This is a genomic window from Corallococcus sp. M7, assembly GCF_054512695.1.
In genome coordinates this window covers 9,286,607-9,304,109 of the sequence record NZ_CM137252.1, presented here as the reverse complement: position 1 = coordinate 9,304,109, position 17,503 = coordinate 9,286,607, and the positions used below count along the sequence as shown (strand labels likewise).

16 protein-coding genes are annotated in these 17,503 nt (G+C 71.1%); 6 read left to right on the top strand and 10 right to left on the bottom strand.

Going from position 1 to position 17,503, the window contains the following annotated elements; genetic code table 11:
• Positions 1-8: 8 nt before the first annotated feature.
• The 4 genes from ACX114_RS37420 to ACX114_RS37405 are packed head-to-tail and all read right to left on the bottom strand — an operon-like array spanning position 9 to position 4,689.
• On the bottom strand, positions 9-1,652 hold the full coding sequence (locus ACX114_RS37420; protein ID WP_459292439.1) for a methyl-accepting chemotaxis protein: 1,644 nt from the start codon (positions 1,650-1,652) through the stop codon (positions 9-11).
• Positions 1,649-2,263 (bottom strand): chemotaxis protein CheW, encoded by a 615-nt coding sequence (locus ACX114_RS37415; RefSeq protein WP_459292437.1) that lies wholly within the window; start codon positions 2,261-2,263, stop codon positions 1,649-1,651. The genes ACX114_RS37420 and ACX114_RS37415 overlap by 4 nt, the downstream gene beginning before the upstream one ends.
• 12 nt (positions 2,264-2,275) lie before the next feature.
• A complete protein-coding gene (locus tag ACX114_RS37410) occupies positions 2,276-4,207 on the bottom strand; it encodes a CheR family methyltransferase (protein ID WP_459292435.1) in 1,932 nt (643 codons plus the stop codon).
• The gene (locus ACX114_RS37405) at positions 4,204-4,689 is read right to left on the bottom strand and encodes a chemotaxis protein CheW (RefSeq protein WP_459292433.1); all 486 of its coding nucleotides are present in this window, start codon (positions 4,687-4,689) and stop codon (positions 4,204-4,206) included. Before ACX114_RS37405 ends, ACX114_RS37410 begins: the two co-directional genes overlap by 4 nt.
• Before the next feature lie 213 nt (positions 4,690-4,902).
• On the opposite strand from ACX114_RS37405, the gene ACX114_RS37400 reads away from it, so the two are divergent.
• Positions 4,903-6,477, top strand: coding sequence for a phytoene desaturase family protein (locus tag ACX114_RS37400; RefSeq protein WP_459292431.1), 1,575 nt, complete (start codon positions 4,903-4,905; stop codon positions 6,475-6,477).
• Positions 6,478-6,488: 11 nt separating this feature from the next.
• On the opposite strand, the gene ACX114_RS37395 is transcribed toward ACX114_RS37400, so the two are convergent.
• Together ACX114_RS37395 and ACX114_RS37390 are read right to left on the bottom strand one after the other, a co-directional pair.
• Complete coding sequence (locus ACX114_RS37395; RefSeq protein ID WP_459292429.1) at positions 6,489-6,857, bottom strand: VOC family protein; 369 nt, start codon at positions 6,855-6,857, stop codon at positions 6,489-6,491.
• Between the two features lie 166 nt (positions 6,858-7,023).
• Positions 7,024-8,808 carry a methyl-accepting chemotaxis protein gene (locus tag ACX114_RS37390; protein WP_459292427.1) on the bottom strand — a complete coding sequence of 595 codons (1,785 nt, stop codon included), beginning with the start codon at positions 8,806-8,808 and terminating at the stop codon, positions 7,024-7,026.
• 302 nt (positions 8,809-9,110) lie between these two features.
• Here ACX114_RS37390 and ACX114_RS37385 point away from each other — a divergent pair, with 302 nt between their 5' ends.
• A complete protein-coding gene (locus tag ACX114_RS37385) occupies positions 9,111-9,320 on the top strand; it encodes a CsbD family protein (RefSeq protein WP_014400294.1) in 210 nt (69 codons plus the stop codon).
• Between the two features lie 89 nt (positions 9,321-9,409).
• Here the strand turns inward: ACX114_RS37385 and ACX114_RS37380 are convergent, their stop codons facing one another.
• Positions 9,410-9,571 carry a hypothetical protein gene (locus ACX114_RS37380; protein WP_014400293.1) on the bottom strand — a complete coding sequence of 54 codons (162 nt, stop codon included), beginning with the start codon at positions 9,569-9,571 and terminating at the stop codon, positions 9,410-9,412.
• Between the two features lie 456 nt (positions 9,572-10,027).
• On the opposite strand from ACX114_RS37380, the gene ACX114_RS37375 reads away from it, so the two are divergent.
• Both ACX114_RS37375 and ACX114_RS37370 read left to right on the top strand, forming a co-directional pair.
• Positions 10,028-10,966 (top strand): universal stress protein, encoded by a 939-nt coding sequence (locus tag ACX114_RS37375; protein ID WP_459292425.1) that lies wholly within the window; start codon positions 10,028-10,030, stop codon positions 10,964-10,966.
• A 37-nt stretch (positions 10,967-11,003) separates the two neighbouring features.
• On the top strand, positions 11,004-12,869 hold the full coding sequence (locus ACX114_RS37370) for an ABC transporter ATP-binding protein (RefSeq protein WP_459292423.1): 1,866 nt from the start codon (positions 11,004-11,006) through the stop codon (positions 12,867-12,869).
• 5 nt (positions 12,870-12,874) lie between these two features.
• Here the strand turns inward: ACX114_RS37370 and ACX114_RS37365 are convergent, their stop codons facing one another.
• Positions 12,875-13,234, bottom strand: coding sequence for a thioredoxin family protein (locus tag ACX114_RS37365; protein WP_014400290.1), 360 nt, complete (start codon positions 13,232-13,234; stop codon positions 12,875-12,877).
• 214 nt (positions 13,235-13,448) lie between these two features.
• Between ACX114_RS37365 and ACX114_RS37360 the strand changes: the two genes are divergently transcribed.
• Positions 13,449-14,966, top strand: coding sequence for an SMI1/KNR4 family protein (locus ACX114_RS37360; RefSeq protein ID WP_459292420.1), 1,518 nt, complete (start codon positions 13,449-13,451; stop codon positions 14,964-14,966).
• A 111-nt stretch (positions 14,967-15,077) separates the two neighbouring features.
• On the opposite strand, the gene ACX114_RS37355 is transcribed toward ACX114_RS37360, so the two are convergent.
• Positions 15,078-15,353 carry a hypothetical protein gene (locus ACX114_RS37355; protein ID WP_120560922.1) on the bottom strand — a complete coding sequence of 92 codons (276 nt, stop codon included), beginning with the start codon at positions 15,351-15,353 and terminating at the stop codon, positions 15,078-15,080.
• Between the two features lie 114 nt (positions 15,354-15,467).
• Positions 15,468-16,115 (bottom strand): SanA/YdcF family protein, encoded by a 648-nt coding sequence (locus ACX114_RS37350; RefSeq protein WP_459292418.1) that lies wholly within the window; start codon positions 16,113-16,115, stop codon positions 15,468-15,470.
• A gap of 262 nt (positions 16,116-16,377) precedes the next feature.
• Here ACX114_RS37350 and atpG point away from each other — a divergent pair, with 262 nt between their 5' ends.
• The gene (atpG, locus tag ACX114_RS37345; protein ID WP_459292416.1) at positions 16,378-17,271 is read left to right on the top strand and encodes an ATP synthase F1 subunit gamma; all 894 of its coding nucleotides are present in this window, start codon (positions 16,378-16,380) and stop codon (positions 17,269-17,271) included.
• Positions 17,272-17,503: the final 232 nt, after the last annotated feature.

The following is a 17,503-nucleotide window of genomic DNA, read 5'->3' as shown; positions in this document are numbered from 1 at the left end:
GGCATGGGTTAGCGACCGAACTCCCCGAGCAGCCCCTTGAGCTTCTGGCCCATGGCGTTGATGTCCTGCATCGCGCGCTCCGTCTGCCGCGACGAGATGAGCCCCTGCTGCGTGGCCTGGTTCACGTCGTGCATCGCCTGGCGGATCTGCCCGATGCCGGTGGCCTGCTGGTTGGCGGACGCGGCGATCTGCGCGGCCGTGAGCGACGCCTGCGTGAGCAGGTCCGCCAGCTGCTGGATGGTGGCGCCGGCTTCCGTGACGACGCGCGTGGCGGCGGACACGCTCTTGGTGCCCTCCTCCGTGGTCATCACCGCGCCGTGGGTGGCCTTCTGGATCTGCCCCAGAATCTGGCGCACCTGCGCGGTGGCCTTCTTGGATTGGTCCGCCAGGGCCTTCACCTCGGAGGCCACGACGGCGAAGCCGCGGCCGTGCTCGCCCGCGCGGCTGGCTTCAATGGACGCGTTGAGCGCGAGCATGTGCGTCTGCTCGGAGATGTCATTGACGGTGGTGATGATGTCGCCAATGGCCTGGGCCTGCTCGGCCAGGGCCAGGATGCGCGACGCGATGGACTCCACCTGGTCGCGCACGGCGCCCATGGAGGACACCGCCTCCTCCACGGCGCGGCGGCCGGAGCGGCCCACCTCCTCCGAGTGACGGGCGGACTCGCTCACCGCGCGGGCGCGGCCGGCGGCCTCCTCCGACGTCTTGGTGATCTCCTCGATGGTGCTCACCGTCTCCGTGACGGCGGTGCCCTGCTCCTGGGCGCCGGCCACCTGCTCGGTGGTGCTGGCGAGGATCTCGGAGGACGCGCCGGCCAGCTGGTTGACGAACTCCGCCACGGTCTTGAGCGTGTGCTCGCGCTGTTCGGCCTGCTTGGCCAGCTGGATCTCCGCCTGCTGGCGGCGCTCCGCCATGCCGTTGAAGGCGCCGGCCAGGTCGGCCATCTCGTCCTTGCCGCGCACGTCGATGCGGTGGGTGAGGTCGCCCTTGCCCAGCTGCTCCGCGCCGAAGGTGAGCTTGCGCAGCGGGTCGGTGATGCCGCGGGTGATGACGAAGCTGCCCACGCCCACGATGGCCAGGCCCAGGAGGGTGCCCAGCGCCAGCACCCAGACGCTGCGCTGCGCGGCCTGGGTGGCGGCGTCGGAGTACTGCTTCCAGCGCTCCTCCTCCGTGTCGCGCATGTCGTAGATGATCTCCCGGATGGTCTCCATCTCCTTCTGGCCGCGGTTGGTCTTCACCACTGCCACGGCCGCGTCGAAGCCCTGCTCACGGCGGATGCGGATGGTCTCCGCCAGCTCGTCCAGCTTGCTTACGACCAGCGGCTCCAGCTTCGTGAAGCGTGTGCGCTGGTCGGCGTACTTCGCCATCGCGGGGCGCAGGGCGTCCAGGTCCGCGCGCAGCTCGTTCAGGGAGTTCTGGTACGGGCGCAGGTAGCTGTCGTCACCGGTGAGGATGAAGCCGCGCTGGCCGGTCTCCGCGTCCACGATGAGCGCGCGCACCTCGCGCAGCAGCTTGTAGTTGTTGTGCGACTCCAGCAGGCCTTCGGTGGTGGTGGTGAGCTGCTGGGCGCCCTGGAAGGCCACGCCGGCGATGATCAGCAGGACCAGCAGGGACAGCCCGAAGCCCAGCGCGATGCGATTCCCGATGCTCATGCGACTCCTTCTTCGGAAAGCTCGAACACGAGACGCTCGTCGCCAAGGAGGGCCTCTCCCTCCAGGACGAGCGTGCCGTCGGGGCTGACGCCGGACACCAGCGCGCCCGCTTCTTCTTCCAGGGAGGGGGGCGCGGGCAGCAGCTCCGTGCCCGTCAGCACCACCACCTCCATCACCTCATCCGTGCGCAGGCCCAGCTCCGCGCGGGCCACTCCCACCACCAGCACGGGGCCTACGCCCTGCGCCGCGGGCCGGCCGAACAGCGGCGCCAGCTCCACCACGGGCAGCACCTCGCCGCGCAGCAGCGTCAGGCCGCGCAAGAGCGGCGGCGCGCCCGGCAGCAGGGTGAGCTCCGGCGCGCGCATGACCTCCAGGATGAAGCGCGACTCCAGGGCGTAGGTCTGGCCCGCGGCCTTGAAGCGGACCATCTCCCGCTGGCTGCCGGGCAGCACGGGGACTTCCGCGGGGCGGGCCAGGGAGAGGGCGCGCGCGTCGAGCGCGGCGAGGGCCGCCTCGTCGGTGAAGGTGTCGCGTGCCTCGGTGGCGCGCTCCAGCGCCTCCAGCCGGGCCCGGGCCTTGTCCCAGTCGATGTTTCCCTCGCGCTTCGGCATCCGCTCGCCTCTTTAGCCTTCGGTCCGCTCCAGGCGCCGCCACTCCGCGCGGGCCACGTCCGCCAGCGCCCCGGCCCGCTCACCTTCCGCCAGCGGCACCAGCGCCTCTGGCGACAGCTTCCGGCACAGCCCTTCCGCCTCGCGGTAGGCCCGGGCGGCGGCGGCGGGTTGGTCCTGCCGGCGCAGCACGTGGCCCAGGAGCAGGTGGCCCACCGCGAGCCCCGGCTCCAGGTAGAGCGCCTGCCGGGCGGACCTCTCCGCGTCGGACAGCCGCGCCTGTCCCAGGAGCAGCAAGGCCTCCAGATACCGCAGACCGGCGACCAGTGGGTGACGAACCGCGGCCTCCGCGCAGGCGAACAGCGCCGCGCGCGGGTCCAGGTTGGCCAGTGCACGAACCGCGGCCAGGGCGCCCTCCGGGTCGGCCGATTGGGCCCCCGCCCGCCGGGCCGCCTCGCGCCAGTCGCCCCGGGCCAGCGCCACCCGCACGGCCTCCAGGGCCTCCACGCTGAGCGTGAAGCGGGTCCGCGTGCCCGAAGTGGACGCATCCCCTGTGCGGACCGCCGGCGTCCCCGAAGCGGGAGTGGCGCCGGAGCGGGCGCCCCCCAATGAGGGCGCACCGCCGGGAACCCCGAAGCCTGAAGCGGGACCGCCGCCGGAAGCTCCAAGGCTCGAATCGGGCCCATCGCCGCCGAAAAGTCCGAGGCCCGGAGCAGGCGCGTCGCCCCCCGGAGGCCCCAGGCCTGAAGTGGGCCCACCGCCGCCGAAAGGTCCGGGGCCCGGAGCAGGCGCACCACCGCCAGGAGCTCCGAGGCCCGGAGCGGGAGCGCCGTAGGTGCCGGTCCCGGGAGTCCCCGCTCCCGCGGGCCTGGACGTCCACGGCGGGGAGACACCCGCGGTCGCGCCAGCCGCTCCGGCCGTCGCGGGCATCCCGGCGGCGAGCGGTCCCTGCGCGGCGCCTCCAGCGCCTCCGGCCGGAGCCGGCCGGGTCCCCGCCACGGGGAACGAACCGGATCCGGGACGTCCACCGGAGGCCGCGCCCGGCGTGGCCACGGGGAAGGGAGTGCCATCCGCGCGCAGGGGCGCCAGGGGCTGGAGCGGGACGAAGTGCCCGGCGTTCGAGCCGGCCAGGGGCTTGCGGTACAGCACGCCCCACTCCGTGAGGACGGGCTCGAACGGCGCGTAGTCCCCGAGCGGCGGATCCGACGGCCCCGTGAACAGGTACCCGCCGTCATTCAGCGACGCATGGAGCCTGCGCGCCACGCCCTCGATGGTGGCGCGGTTGAAGTAGATGAGGACGTTGCGGCAGAAGATGACGTCCATCTGCCAGAGGCCGCTCTCCGCGGAAGGCCACGTCTCCAGCGCCAGGTTGAGGTAGCCCAGCTGCACGTGGCGCTTCACGTCCTGCGACAGCAGGTAGAAGCGGCCCTCCTGCTTGAGGTGGGGACGCATGCGGTCCGCGGAGGGGCCGCGCAGGGACCAGTCCGTGTAGCGGGCCTGCTGGGCGCGCTGGAGCGCCGTGCGCGACACGTCCGTCGCGCGCACCGTCATGCGCTCCTCCCAGCCCTCGGTCATCAGCAGCGCGGCGATGGAGTAGGGCTCTTCACCGGAGGAGCACGCCGCGCTCCACGCGCGCAGCAGGTGGTCCGGCCCCTGGCGCTCGCGCAACTCCGGCAGCACCACGCGGCGCAGGTGGTCGAAGTGCTCGTGGGTGCGGAAGAAGTACGTCTCCCCGATGGTCAGCTCGGTGAGCAGGTCGTCCAGGAGCGCGTTGTCGAACGACAGCTCGCGCAGGTAGACCTCCACGTCGTCCTGGTTGGCGCGGGCCATGGCGCGCTGGATGCCTTCCAGCGCGGCCGCCAGGCAGCTGGGCGCGGCGAGCCCCGCGCGCTCCTCCACCAGGGCGAGCACCTCCTTGAAGCCCGAGGGGAGGACGCCGCCAATCAAGCAGGCTCCGGAAGGGCTCCGAGCGCGCTGTCGAGTTGCAGGGCCTCCGCCTCGGAGAGGAAGGATCGCAGGTCGTGCACGAGCACCAGCCCGTCCGGGAGCTTCGCGGCCCCGGCCACGAACCCCACGCCCGGCAGCTCGCGGGGGGACGCGTCCCACTCCCCGGGGGCGACGGCGTGCAGCCCCTCCGCCCGGTCCACGCGCATCGCCACCCGCCGTCCACCAGCGGAGGCGACGATGAAGTGGTCCATGGGGGACAGGGCGCGAGCGGGGTGGCGGAAGCGGCGGCGCAGGTCCAGCACGGGCAGCAGCTCCCCGCGCAGGTTGAGCAGGCCCTCCACCACGTCGGGTGCCCGGGGCAGGGGCGTGAGGCGCGCGGCGCGCACCAGCTCGCGCACGTCCTCCACGGGCAGGCCGTAGCGCTGCCGCTCCAGGGTGAACAGCAGGACTTCCTGTGGGCGGGCCTCCGAGGGGGGATTCATGGATGCGCGTCGCAGGCTACAAGAGGCCGGGCACCCTGTGGATTCAGGATGGTGGCCCGTCTTCCAGAGAACGCTCCTTCGGGGAAGGGGCGGGTCCGACCTGGAGCCAACGCCCGGCGGAGCGCCCGGAGTCCCGGACGGAAACGCTTTTTCGCGCGGGCCGTCCTCAAGGGACAGTCGCCAGGCGGCATGGGGCCGGGCATCGTGAGGCACATGGTTCAGCACGTCATCGTCGTGGGCGCGGGCCCGGGGGGCCTGACGGCCGCCATCAACCTCGCGGGGCAGGGCTTCCGGGTCACCGTGGTGGAGAAGGACCCGGTGCCCGGCGGCCGGATGAAGGGGCTCACGCTGGGGGAGGGCGGCGAGTACGCGGTGGACACCGGCCCGTCCATCCTCCAACTGCCCGGCATCCTGAAGCAGATCTTCTGGCGCTCGGGGAAGCGGCTGGAGGACTACGTCACGCTGGTGCCCGTGGACCCGAACACGCGCGTGCACTTCTGGGACGGCACGCACCTGGACACGCGCAAGGACCTGGAGCGGATGGGCCAGGACCTGGAGAAGTTCGGCGCGGGCAAGGGGCGCGCGCTCCAGGAGTGGATGGAGGACGGGCGGCGGAAGTACGCGCTCGCGTACGAGAAGTTCATCTGCACGAACGCGGGCAGCCTGGACTACTACGCGCCCTGGCGGCTCGCGCCCACGCTGCGCTTCAAGCCGTGGCAGACGCTCTACCGGCAGCTGGATTCGTTCTTCCACGACGACCGGATGACGTACGCGCTGGCGTATCCGTCGAAGTACCTGGGGCTGCACCCGACGACGTGCTCCTCCGTGTTCAGCGTGATTCCGTTCATCGAGCTGTGCTTCGGCGTGTGGCACGTGCAGGGCGGCTTCCGGGAGCTGGCGCGAGGAATGATGAAGTGCGCCCAGGACCTGGGCGTGACGTTCCGGATGGGCACGGCGGTGGAGCGCGTGCGCACGGAGGCCGGGCGCGCGGTGGGCGTGAAGCTCGCGAATGGCGAGGTGTTGGACGCGGACGCGGTGGTGGTGAACGCGGACCTCGCGTACGCGGCGCAGAAGCTGCTGGCGCCGGAGCTGCGGGAGGGCACGCGGCTGTCGGACGGGGCGCTGGAGCGGGCGAAGTATTCGTGCAGCACGTTCATGGCGTACTACGGGGTGGACACGACGTACGCGGACCTGCCGCACCACCTCATCTACCTGTCGGAGAGCGCGAGGCGCACGGACCGGGACGCGCTGGAGGACCGCACAGTGGACGTGGACGACCCGCCCTTCTACGTGTGCAACCCGGGCGTGACGGACGGCACGGGCGCACCGAAGGGGCACTCCACGCTGTACGTGCTGGTGCCCACGCCCAACACGGCGCGTCCGGTGGACTGGGCGAAGACGGAGGCGACGCTGCGCGAGCGCATCCCGAAGATGCTGGAGAAGGTGGGCATCAGGAATCTGCGCGAGCACGTGAAGGCGGAGCGCTACTTCACGGCGGAGACGTGGCGGGACGACTTCAACGTGTTCCGGGGCGCGGTGTTCAACCTGTCGCACACCTGGCTGCAACTGGGCCCGCTGCGGCCGCGCGTGAAGAACGCGCAGGTGGAGGGGCTGTACTTCGTGGGCGGTGGGACGCACCCGGGAAGCGGGCTCCTGACCATCATGGAGAGCGCGAACATCGCGGCGGACTACCTCACGCGCGAAGCCGGCAAGGGTCCGCTGAAGGGCTGGCCGTACGTGCCGCCCATGGAGGACGACGAGCCGCTCCGCATGGCGCGGAGCGGCTGAAGGGGCGCGGGTTACACGGCGCCGGGGCGGCAGCTCACCTCCACGAGGATGCCGCCCGGGGCGCGGCAGTAGACGAGGGTGCCCCGGTTGTTGCGGATGACGTCGGACACCTCCAGGCCGTCCGCCTTCACGCGCTCATGGAAGGCGAGCACGGGGGCCTCGGAGTCCTGGAGGAAGCCGACGTGGAAGTCCTCGGGGAAGACGTCGGAGTCGCGCTTGCGGCGCTGGAGGATGAGCACGAAGCCATCCGTCCCCCCGAGCATGGCGATGGCGGGCGAGTCATGGTTCTTCGCGTGCGACGTGAAGCCGCAGTAGCGCGTGAAGAAGCGGGCGGTGGCCTGGACGTCGGGGACCCGCAGATCAAGGTGATTCAGCTTCATGGTGGACCTCGCGAAGGCACACGAGTGCCTTCGAAGGGCCGTGGGTCCTGAATCCCGAAGGAGACGGACAAGTGCTTCCACCATGGAAGTGACCGGGGCTCACCGAACCGGTCCGCCGTTTTTCGACCGGCGTGAAGGCTAACGCAATGACAGACGGAAGGCCAGACTAGGAAACGTAGCGCTCGGCCAGCTCCGACACCTGCCCCGTCGCCTGGGCCACCGCCGTCGCCGCCTCCTGCGTCGTGCCCAGTTGCCGCAGCGTCGCGGCCATCAGCTCGTCCATTTCACTCACCGCGCTGAACAGCTGATCCACGCCCGCGTGCTGCTGCGCCACGGCTTCGGCGATCTGCCGCACCGCCCCCGCGGACTCGTGCGTCAGCTTGATCAGCTCCCGCAGCCGCTCGCCGCTCTTGCGCAGCGGCACCAGCGCCGCCTCCACGCCCGCGGAGCTCTTGTCCGCGGTGGCCACCGCCTCACCCGTGGCGGTCTCCATGCCCTCCAAGAGGCCGCGCACCTGGCCCGTCGCCTTGATGGACTGATCCGCCAGCTCGCGCATCTGCCGCGCCACCACCGCGAAGCCCCGGCCCTGCTCGCCCGCGCGGCTCGCCTCGATGGCCGCGTTGATGGCCAGCATGTGCGACTGGTCCGCCAGCGACTTCACCACCTCCGACACCCGGCCCACCTCGCGGGCCCGCGTGCCCAGGTCCACCACCTGCTGATTCAGGCCGTGCGTCAGGCCCCGGATGTCGTCGAGCCCCTGCTCCGTGCCCGCCAGCGACTCCTCGCCCAGCTTGCCCATCGCCGCGGCGCGCTCCGCCACCTGCAGGATGCTCCCCGCGCGGCTCGCCGCCAGCTTCGACATCTGCTGGATCTCCTGCGCCGTCGTGCGCGCCTGGTGGATGGCGGACGCCTGCCGCGACAGCGTCCGGTTCTGCTGGTCGCTCGCCTCCGTCAGCCGCGTGCCCGCCTTCGCCAGGTGCCCCGCGGACGAGCTCAGCGCCCGGGGCAGCTCCTGCAACTGCTCATAGAGCAGCCACGTGCGCGCGGACAGGTCACCCAATTCATCCGTGGACACCCACTGCGGCGGCGCCGCGCGGCCCTCCACCAGCGCGTCCAGTGACGCCCCCACCGCCCTCGCGCCCTGCGCCAGCCGGCGCGCCGCCCATGCCGCCGTGAAGATGGCCCCCAGCGCCGCGAACCCACCCAGGAACGCCACCGGCAGCGTCAAATCGCGCTGCAACGGCTGGATGCGCGCGCGCACCCGCGCCGCGCCCCGGTACTCGCCCGACAGCTCCAGGTCGTCCGCCAGCGACGACAGGTTCTTCTCCAGCCGCAGCTGCAACGTGGCGATGCTCGTGATGCACGTAATCAGCAGCGCGGACACGACGATGGCCGGCAGGAACCAGCTCTGCCGGGGCAGGAACAGCCCTTCACCGGCGGGGCGCTCGTGCGGCGCGCGGCGGAACGCCTCCAGCGTCACCGCCGCCAGCGCCTTCTCGTAGAGCATGTACATGATGGGCGCGCTGAAGAGCCCCGCGCTCATCGCCACCGCCACGCCCACCAGGATGACGCGCGGCGGCCGGTCCAGCGCCAGGCCAATGGCGCCGTTGAAGAAGATGCCGCCCAGGAACCAGCCCGACTGCGCCTCCACGAACGTGAGCACGCCCGGCAGCCGCAACAGCCGCCCCAGCCGCTCCGCGGGACTCGCCTTCGCCTCCACCGCGTGCCTGAGCAGCGCGCCCACCGCGCCAATGGGCACCACCAGCGCCAGCCCGCCAATGACGATGGGCGTGACGACGCCGAGCACGAACCCGACGTTGCTCGCGTCCACCTCCAGCAACTGCATGTCGACGTAGATGGCCGGCGCCACCGCCACCGTGACGACCAGCGTGCGCAGCAAGAGCAGCTTGAAGAGCAGCGCCTGGGTCGAAGGGGGGGATGGCTGAGTCATCGGGTGACGGATCCGGTTGAACGGCTCAAGCCTGAGGGCGAAGTGCGGATGCGTCAATGCAACGTCTTCGTCTTGCCATCCAGACTCCCGGGTCTCCGCGAATAACAGGGACGCAACGGGTAGGGAGGGCAGGGCGCGTGTCGTCTCATCGCGCGCCGCGTACTGTCCATTGCATGACATTCCGGCCTGTCGCGGCCCGAGCAGGGCGGCCGTGCGGACGAGCCACCGTCACCTGCCGCGCGCCTGTGACGTGAGCACGTTGTCTTCCACAACGATTCACACACCGACGTCAGGAGGACGCCATGGGCGAGTGGACTGACAAGGCCAAGGGCAAGGTGAAGGAAACCGTGGGCGTTGCGACGGGCGACCGTTCGCTGGAGGCCGAGGGCAAGGCGGACACGCTCAAGGGCAAGGTCAAGGGCGTGGTCGAGGACGTGAAGCACGCCATCAAGGACAAGACCGACGAGCGCGAGGAAGTGCGTCGCGGTGACGCGGATCCGTATCAGCGCTAGCGACGCCTCACTGAACCGCCGTTGAAGCCGTTCGGGCCGCGGAAGCCTTCGTGCTCCCCGCGGCCCGAGCTGTCTTCAGCGGCGTGTGCTCACTGCCGCATCTTCTCGCAGGGACATGCCACCTCCAGGAAGGTGGTGGACTTCCCGCTGAGCATCACCCAGAGGCAGCGCAACACACAGGCTGTTCCGAACTCCCGGTAGATGAGTCCCAGGTTGGCAACCACCTCACGTCCGGTGATGACCCCTCGCATGTTCCCGCTCCCTTGCGTCCTGCCGTCCGACCCGCCGCCCATGGCCTCGTGAGAAGCCGTGCAGAGGTCTTTGCAAAGGGCTGGCCGAACCTCCGAAAGCGCCCCCGTTTCCCAAGGTCCGGCGGTGAACGTCTCAACCCGTTGAAATGGCGGCCCTGAACGCACGCCTGCCCTGGAGTCCTTGAACGAAGCGGTGCGGCGCCCTGAAAACGTTACAGAAACAGGACGGCGTCCAGAGGATGGAAGGCCTGTCCGCCTGCCCCCGCCGGAGCGTCCCGCCGGCCACGCCGCTCGCGTGCCGCGCCGTCGGGCTGCGGACGCGGCATCCCCGCAAAAGACGGGTGGCACATCCACCGACGGGTCTGAATGTATGTCCATGAGGGCCCGCGTGAGGCGGCAAGCCCTTCCGCGGTGCGTCCCGCGGTGAGGGGGAAGGGAGTCGAGATGAGGCCAAACGTGTCTTCCAGAAGGAGCCTGCCCCTGCTGCCCGACGGCCTCCCGCGCGCACAGCGGGGACTGCGACGGGTGGCGGTGGGGTTGGACTTCTCCCTGCAATCCGAGTTCGCGCTGGCCCGCGCGCTGCGGCTTCCGCTCGCGCACGGGGCGGCCTTCAGCGTGCTGCACGTGAGCCCGTCACTGGATGGCCACGCCGGCCCGGATGGGGCGGTGGACGGCGAGCAGTGCCTGCGCCGGTCGGTGACGTCCGCGGCGAAGCGGCTGCGGCAGCGGCCGGACGTGGATGTGCGCGAGGAGCTGCGCACCGGTGACGCGCCGCACGAGGCGGCGGAGCTGGCGAAGGACCAGGGCGTGGAGGTGCTGGTGGTGGGCCGGCCGCACCTGCCCCAGCCGGGGAAGCCGCTGCCGGACGACGCCATGGTGATGCGCCTGGTGCGTGAGGTGGACGCGTCCGTGCTGGTGGTGATGCCGCACCCGGGCCGCGTCTACCACCGGCCCCTCGTCGCGGTGAACTTCTCGCGCGAGTCCCGCCGGGGGCTGGAGCTGACGATGCGCCTGTGTCCGGCCTCGACCCCCATCGAGGTGCTGCACGTGGTGGACCTGCGCGAGGACGAGCATGCCCCGCTCGCGGAGCAGCTGCGGCTGCGGCAGGAGCGCGAGGACGCGGCGCGAAGGGCGCTCGGGCGCTTCCTGGCGCCCTACCGGGAGACGGGCCGGGTGATGGAGCTCCGCCTGCGCTTCGGAGACCCATGCGAGTGCATCCTCGCGGAGGCGAGGGAGCGCGACTCGGACCTGCTCACGCTGGGCATGTCCTCCGCGAACCCGCCCACCGCGCTGACAGAGGGCGTGCTGCGGCACTCGCGCTGCGACGTGCTCGTCTCACGGCACGTCGCCCCGCCCACCGCCCTGCCGGACGGCAAGGGCGCCCCCGCTTCCTGAAAGCAGGGAAGTCCAGCGCGGCGCGTGCCGGAGCGTTATGAGGGGCGGCACCTTGCCACGTCCCCTGCCTTCATCACCGCCGTCGCTCCGGGCCCGTCTGAAGAACGCGGGCGTCCTCTTCAAGCAGCTACCGGGCACCTTCCACCTCTTCTGGCGGGCGAGCCCCCGCGGCGCGGTGGTGCTGGGCGTGCTCACGCTGGTGGCGGCGGTGCTGCCAGCGGGCATCGCGTGGGTGGGCAAGCTCATCGTCGACACGGTGGTGGCCGCGGCGAAGGGCGACGCGGCGGCGAGCTCGCGCGTGGTGAGCCTGGTGGCCACGGAGTTCGCGCTGATGGTGGCCTCCGCGGTGGTGGACCGGGGGCTCACGCTGACGAAGGACCTCCTGCGCGCGCACCTGGGGAACCTGCTCAACGAGCGCATCCTCCAGAAGGCGTTGGACCTGGAGTTGAAGCACTTCGAGGACTCGGACACCTACGACAAGATGCAGAACGCGCGGCGGGAGGCGAACGCGCGCCCGCTGTCGCTGGTGATGCAGGCGTTCAGCATCGTGCGCAACGTCATCACCCTGTCCACCTACGCGGTGCTGCTCGTGGCGCTGTCGCCGTGGAGCGTGGTGGTGCTGCTCGCCGCGTCCATCCCCGCGTTCATCGCGGAGGCGCGGCTGGCGGCGGAGGGCTTCCGGCTGTACTCGTGGCGCGCGCCGGAGGGCCGCAAGCTCAACTACCTGGAGTGGATCCTCACGCGTGACAGCACCGTGAAGGAGGTGAAGCTCTTCGGGTTGGGGCCGCTGGTGCTGGGGCGCTACCGCGACCTGTTCCAGAAGTTCTTCTCGGAGGACCGGGCGCTCGCGCGCAAGCGCATGGTGTGGGGCCTGGGGCTGGGCCTGCTGTCGCTGGCGGCCTTCTACGGCTGCTACCTCTTCGTGGCTAGCAAGGCCGCGGCAGGCGGCATCTCCGTGGGCGACATGGTGCTGTACCTGGCCGTGTTCCGGCAGGGGCAGGCCGCGTTCCAGGGCATCCTCACCAGCGTGGGCTCCATGTACGAGGACGCGCTCTTCATGAGCAACCTCTTCGCCTACCTGGACATCCCCACGGTGGAGAACACGCCGCGCGTGCTGCCCGCGGTCTCACCGCCGCGCGGACGCGACAACGCCATCGAGCTGAAGGACGTCTCCTTCCGCTACGCGGGCAAGGACGCGTGGGCGCTGCGCAACGTGAACCTCACGCTCAAGCCCGGCCAGAAGCTGGCGCTGGTGGGGGAGAACGGCGCGGGGAAGAGCACGCTGGTGAAGCTGCTCTTGCGCATGTACGAGCCCACCGAAGGCCAGATTCTCTACGGCGGCGTGGACACGGCGCGGATGGACGCGGACGACCTGCGCGGGCGCTTCGGGGCGGTGTTCCAGGACTTCGTGCGCTACCAGTTCAGCGTGTCGGAGAACATCGGCCTGGGCCACGTGCCCGCGCTGGAGGACCGGCCGCGCATCGAGCGGGCGGCGGAGCAGGGCGGGGCGAACTCGGTCATCGCGGCGCTGCCGGCGCAGTACGACACGATGCTGGGCGGCTGGTTCGAGAAGGGCCAGGAGCTGTCCAGCGGCCAGTGGCAGAAGCTCGCCGTCTCACGCGCGTTCATGCGCGACGACGCGGAGGTGCTCATCCTGGACGAGCCCACGGCGAGCATCGACGCGGAGGCGGAGCACGCCCTCTTCGAGCGCTTCCAGGCGCTGGCCGCGGACCGCATCGCCATCGTGATCTCGCACCGCTTCTCCACGGTGCGCATGGCGGATCAGATCGCCGTGCTCCACAACGGCACGGTGCAGGAATTGGGCAGCCACGACGAGCTGATGGCGTTGGACGGGCGGTACGCGCACCTGTTCCGGCTGCAGGCGCGCGGCTACCGGGACTGAAGGCGTCAGGCCTGGGCCTTGGCGCCGCCGGGCAGGTGGTCCCGGATGACGCCCAGGAAGTACGGCTTGCCGTAGTACTGGCTCATCTTCCCCAGCAGCTTCCCGTTGCGGAACAGCAGGAAGGTGGGGATGCCGAACAGGCCGAAGCGGGTGGCCAGGGCCTCGTGCTCGTAGGCGTTGACCTTGACGACGCGCATGGGGGCGCCGTCCAGCTCCTTGAGGAGCTCCGGTTCGGCGGCCGCGTAGATGTCGCAGTTCGGGCAGCCGGGGCCCCAGAAGTCCACCACCACCAGCTCGTCGCGGGGTTCCATGACGAGCGAGTCGAAGGTCTCGGTCGTCGCCTCGATGCTTACGGGATGCGCCATGGCGCCTTCCTAACGCCCGGGGGGCCGGGCTTCCATCCGGGTTGCCTGGACCCGGGGCAGGCGGCCAGGGGGGATGGAGGGGGCGGGCGTGTCAGGTTGTCCAAATATGTCTAGAGGCCGTCGGGTGGACGAAACCCGACATGCACACTGCTCACGGGGGCCCAAGGCGCCATAAGGTGCGAGCCCTGGTGGCTGTCGATGTCGTGGAGGGGTCATGCACGAGTGGTTGGAGGCACTGCGCAAGTCGGCGAAGGCGACCTCGGAGGGTGTGCAGGCGGAGGAGGTCCGCCGCGCGGAGACGGAGTGCGGCGTCCCGTTCCCCGAGGACCTGGCGGACCTGTACCAGGCGCTCAACGGCGGTGAGTTCCAGGGCGAGGTGCGGCTGTTCCCGCTGCGTGGCGAGGAGGGAGCGCCCAGCGTCCTGGAGAAGAGCCGGCTGATGGTGGTGGGCCTGCCCGCCGCGGGCGTGTGGCGCTTCGGGTTGAAGGGGCCGCACCGGCACCTGTTCGTCGCGCGCAAGTCCGCGATGGAGGAGCAGGGGGACGGCGGAGGGCCGCTGCCCGGCTGGGTGGACGCGCTGGACGGCGACACCTGGGTCTTCGGTACCTGGGACGGCGAGAAGAGGGAGATGCGGCTGTACCGCAGGCTCAAGGACATGCTCGAGGTGCTGATTCCGCCCGTGGAAGAGGTGGAGAGCTTCGGGGAGCGCACCTTCGCGCGAGCGATGAACGCCGTGCTCCAGGGCGCGCTGTCCGGAGCGGCCGCGCAGGCGCTGGAGGACGAGGAGGAGGCCCCCGCGGGCCGTGGCGGTGACTACTCGGGAGCCCTGGCCGCCCTGGCCCGTGACGCGGGCGAGGACGAAGAGGCCGACGAGGAGGAGGAGCTCGAAGCCGCGGAGGCCGCCGACGAGCTCGAAGCCGGGGAGGCCGAGGTGTCCGGCGAGGAGGAGCTGGAAGAGGAACTGGCCGAGGACACCGGCGAGGAGGAGGCCGAGGTTTCTGCTGAGGAGGCCCCCGAGCAGGAAGAGCTGTTCGAGGAGCCCGAGCCCCCTGCCGTGAAGGCCCCGAAGAGCACTCGTAAGGGCGCCGCGAAGAAGGCCGAAGCCACCGAAGCGGAGGCGCCGACCGAAGCCGGTTCCACCGGGACGGGAGCGCGCAAGGCGGCCGGTAAGAAGGGCGCCGCGAAGAAGTCCGCGCCCGCGAGTGGGGCCGCGAAGAAGGCCACGGGCAAGACCGCCGCGAAGAAGGGCGCCACCGCGAAGAAGGGCGCTGCCGCGAAGACCGCCGCACCCGCGCGTGGCACCGCGAAGAAGTCCGCTGCGAAGGGCGCTGCCACGAAGGGCGCTGCGGCGAAGGGCACTGCCGCGAAGAAGTCCGCTGCGAAGGGCGCTGCGGCGAAGGGCGCGGCTCAGAAGCGTGGCGCTGCCGCGAAGGGCACTGCCGCGAAGAAGTCCGCCGCGAAGGGCGCTGCCGCGAAGGGCGCGGCCCAGAAGCGCGGAGCCACCGCTGCGAAGGGCGCTGCCGCGAAGGGCGCGGCCCAGAAGCGCGGAGCCGCCGCGAAGAAGGGCGCCACGGCGAAGAAGGGCGCTCAGACGCGTGGGGCTGCCGCGAAGAAGTCCGCAGGCAAGACCGCCGCGAAGAAGGGTACCACGGCGAAGAAAGGCGCATCCACGCGCGGGGCCACGAAGAAGGCCACGGGCAAGGCCGCCGCGAAGAAGTCCTCGCGCCGTTAGCCCTATGCCGAACGGGGCCTCCTAGTGGAGGCCCCGCCTGAAAACAAAGGGCGCGTCCCATTCACGGGGACGCGCCCTGTTCTTTACGCCGCACCCGACCGCTGGACCCGGCTACCCCTCGGGCAGCAGGTCCGGCGACTGGGCGCGCGGTCCGGGTTCGTCCGGCTGCGCGGTCAGCTCGCGCTCCTCTTCCTCTTCATCCCCCCGGCCGAAGCGCTGGATCTGATCCGGCAGGATGTCCCGCGCATCCGCTTCCTCCTCCATGGGGGGCGACAGCGCCAGGTCCTGGTCCGAGATGTTGATCTCGTCCTCTCCCGTGTCCGGGTTCCGGTGGCGCAGCGAGGTGGACTCGCCCACATCCTCGTCTCCGAGCTTGTTGAACTTCATGGGGTCTCCTCGACAGGGACGGTTGAGAAAAGCTTCCGTGTCCCCACGAAAATGGGACCCCCGGACGGGAGCGGCAATGGACGCCGCCCGCCTGCCTGGCGGGCCCAACCCCCGTCAGCGGGGAGCCGTCGGCGGCTGGCCGTCAGTGCTGCCGGGCTTCACCTCAAAGAGCACCATCCCCAGCGCCAGCACCCGGGACAGCGTCTCGCGCACCGTGTAGCGCCAGGGAGTCGCCCGTCCCTCGTCCGCCGCCACGCCCCACGCGTCGATGCCCACCGAGTTGGCGATGAAGAGCGCCCGCGACAGGTGGAAGCGCTGCGTGACGAGCACCGCCCGGTCCGCGCCGAACACCGAGTGCGCCCGCAGGCAGCTGTCGTAGGTGGACAGCCCCGCCTCGTCCCCCATGACCGCGTCCTCCGGCACGCCGCGCTCCAGCAGGTAGCGCCGCATGGCCCGCGTCTCGTTGTGGAAGGGCGCGGAGTTGTCCCCGCTCACCAGCAGCGACCGCACCTTGCCCTGCCGCCAGAGCGCGATGGCCGCGTCCAGCCGCTGCGCCAGCACCGGCGACGGCACCGCGCCCGGCGCCAGCCCCGCCCCGAACACCAGGGCGATGGGGGCCTCCGGCGCGACCGCCAGCGGCACGATGCGGCCCTGGTAGCGCAGGCGCACGAAGTGGGACAGACCCAGCAGGACGGCCAGGGCCAGCCCGAGCAGCCCCAGGCCCCTGCGTACCCACACCCTGGTCGTGCCGCCAGCCTTCATGGACCCCGCAGAACGGTCGGAAGGGGCCATTCTCTTCCGGAGCCCCCCGCTCGGAAAGCACCACCCGCGCCCCTCTGGCGGGAACTGGTCACGCCCGCCCGGCCCCCGGACGGGCCATGGCGGCGGGCAGGGGCCCCAGGTCCGGGCACCCCGCCGTTGACCGGCCTCCGCCCCGCCTATATAGGGGGCCCGCCGTCCCTATATGGCCAGCCCGGGCTGTCACGGGGCGCGCGCCGCACGTCTTACGAGGAGTTTCCGGTCCATGGCGTCCCTTCGCGACATCCGCAAGCGCATCCGCTCGGTGAAGAACACGCGGCAGATCACCAAGGCCATGAAGATGGTCTCCGCCGCGAAGCTGCGGAAGGCGCAGGACGCCATCCTCGCCGCCCGCCCGTACGCGCAGACGCTGGAGCAGATCATCTCCGAGCTGGCCGTGCGCTCCGCCGACCAGGAGCTGGCGCACCCGCTGCTCGCCACCCGCCCCATCCGCCGCGTGGAGCTGCTGCTCCTCACGTCCGACCGCGGCCTCGCCGGCGGCTTCAACTCCAACGTCATCCGCCGCGCCAACCGCTACCTGTACGAGAACAGCAACCTCCAGGTGCGCGTCTCCACGGTGGGCCGCAAGGGCAACGACTTCTTCCGCAACCGCGGCCAGTCCATCCGCAAGGACTTCGCCGGCCTGTACGCGACGCTGAACTACCGCTCCGCCGCCAACGTCGCGGAAGAGCTGGCCGCCGCCTTCCTCAACGACGAGGTCGACGCGGTCTACGTCGTCTACAACGAGTTCGTCTCCGCCATCACCCAGAACGTGGTCGTGTCGCAGCTCCTGCCGCTGCAGCCCGCCACGACGAAGGCCGCCACCCCCGCCCCGGAGACCGTGACCTCCGCCCCGGCCCTGGTGGACTTCAAGTACGAGCCGTCCCGCCAGGCCGTGCTGGACCGGCTGGTCCCCCAGGCGGTGAACATCAAGCTGTACCGGGCGCTGCTGGAGAGCGTGGCCAGCGAGCAGGGCGCGCGCATGAGCGCCATGGAGAACGCCACCAACAACGCCACGGACATGATCTCCAGCTACACCCTGCTCTACAACCGCACCCGTCAGGCGGTCATCACCAAGGAGCTCATGGAGATCGTCTCCGGCGCCGAGGCCCTCAAGTAGTCCGCCTCCCGCCCGGTCGCACTCCCTCGGCTTCAGACGATGGGCCCGATGCTCCACGCTCCCACGAGCGCCGGGCGCGGGCCCTTCGTCGTTCCAGGGCCCCCCACCGGGCAGGCAGGACCGAGGGGAATGGCAAGGGACTGGCGCCCGGGACACCGCTCCGCTAAGCGGGACTTACGTAGGCGGACCCGGGAGGCTTGACCCTGCCGGGCACCCCCCGGTAAAGGGGGCC

What these genes read in the sequence shown, in the direction of transcription:
- ACX114_RS37390 (WP_459292427.1), bottom strand. Translation starts at nt 8,808, where the DNA reads ATGACTCAGCCATCCCCCCCTTCGACCCAGGCGCTGCTCTTCAAGCTG.
- ACX114_RS37405 (WP_459292433.1), bottom strand. Translation starts at nt 4,689, where the DNA reads ATGAATCCCCCCTCGGAGGCCCGCCCACAGGAAGTCCTGCTGTTCACC.
- ACX114_RS37355 (WP_120560922.1), bottom strand. Translation starts at nt 15,353, where the DNA reads ATGAAGTTCAACAAGCTCGGAGACGAGGATGTGGGCGAGTCCACCTCG.
- ACX114_RS37385 (WP_014400294.1), top strand. Translation starts at nt 9,111, where the DNA reads ATGGGCGAGTGGACTGACAAGGCCAAGGGCAAGGTGAAGGAAACCGTG.
- ACX114_RS37400 (WP_459292431.1), top strand. Translation starts at nt 4,903, where the DNA reads ATGGTTCAGCACGTCATCGTCGTGGGCGCGGGCCCGGGGGGCCTGACG.
- ACX114_RS37420 (WP_459292439.1), bottom strand. Translation starts at nt 1,652, where the DNA reads ATGAGCATCGGGAATCGCATCGCGCTGGGCTTCGGGCTGTCCCTGCTG.
- ACX114_RS37365 (WP_014400290.1), bottom strand. Translation starts at nt 13,234, where the DNA reads ATGGCGCATCCCGTAAGCATCGAGGCGACGACCGAGACCTTCGACTCG.
- ACX114_RS37395 (WP_459292429.1), bottom strand. Translation starts at nt 6,857, where the DNA reads ATGAAGCTGAATCACCTTGATCTGCGGGTCCCCGACGTCCAGGCCACC.
- atpG (WP_459292416.1), top strand. Translation starts at nt 16,378, where the DNA reads ATGGCGTCCCTTCGCGACATCCGCAAGCGCATCCGCTCGGTGAAGAAC.
- ACX114_RS37360 (WP_459292420.1), top strand. Translation starts at nt 13,449, where the DNA reads ATGCACGAGTGGTTGGAGGCACTGCGCAAGTCGGCGAAGGCGACCTCG.
- ACX114_RS37350 (WP_459292418.1), bottom strand. Translation starts at nt 16,115, where the DNA reads ATGAAGGCTGGCGGCACGACCAGGGTGTGGGTACGCAGGGGCCTGGGG.
- ACX114_RS37415 (WP_459292437.1), bottom strand. Translation starts at nt 2,263, where the DNA reads ATGCCGAAGCGCGAGGGAAACATCGACTGGGACAAGGCCCGGGCCCGG.
- ACX114_RS37380 (WP_014400293.1), bottom strand. Translation starts at nt 9,571, where the DNA reads ATGCGAGGGGTCATCACCGGACGTGAGGTGGTTGCCAACCTGGGACTC.
- ACX114_RS37370 (WP_459292423.1), top strand. Translation starts at nt 11,004, where the DNA reads ATGAGGGGCGGCACCTTGCCACGTCCCCTGCCTTCATCACCGCCGTCG.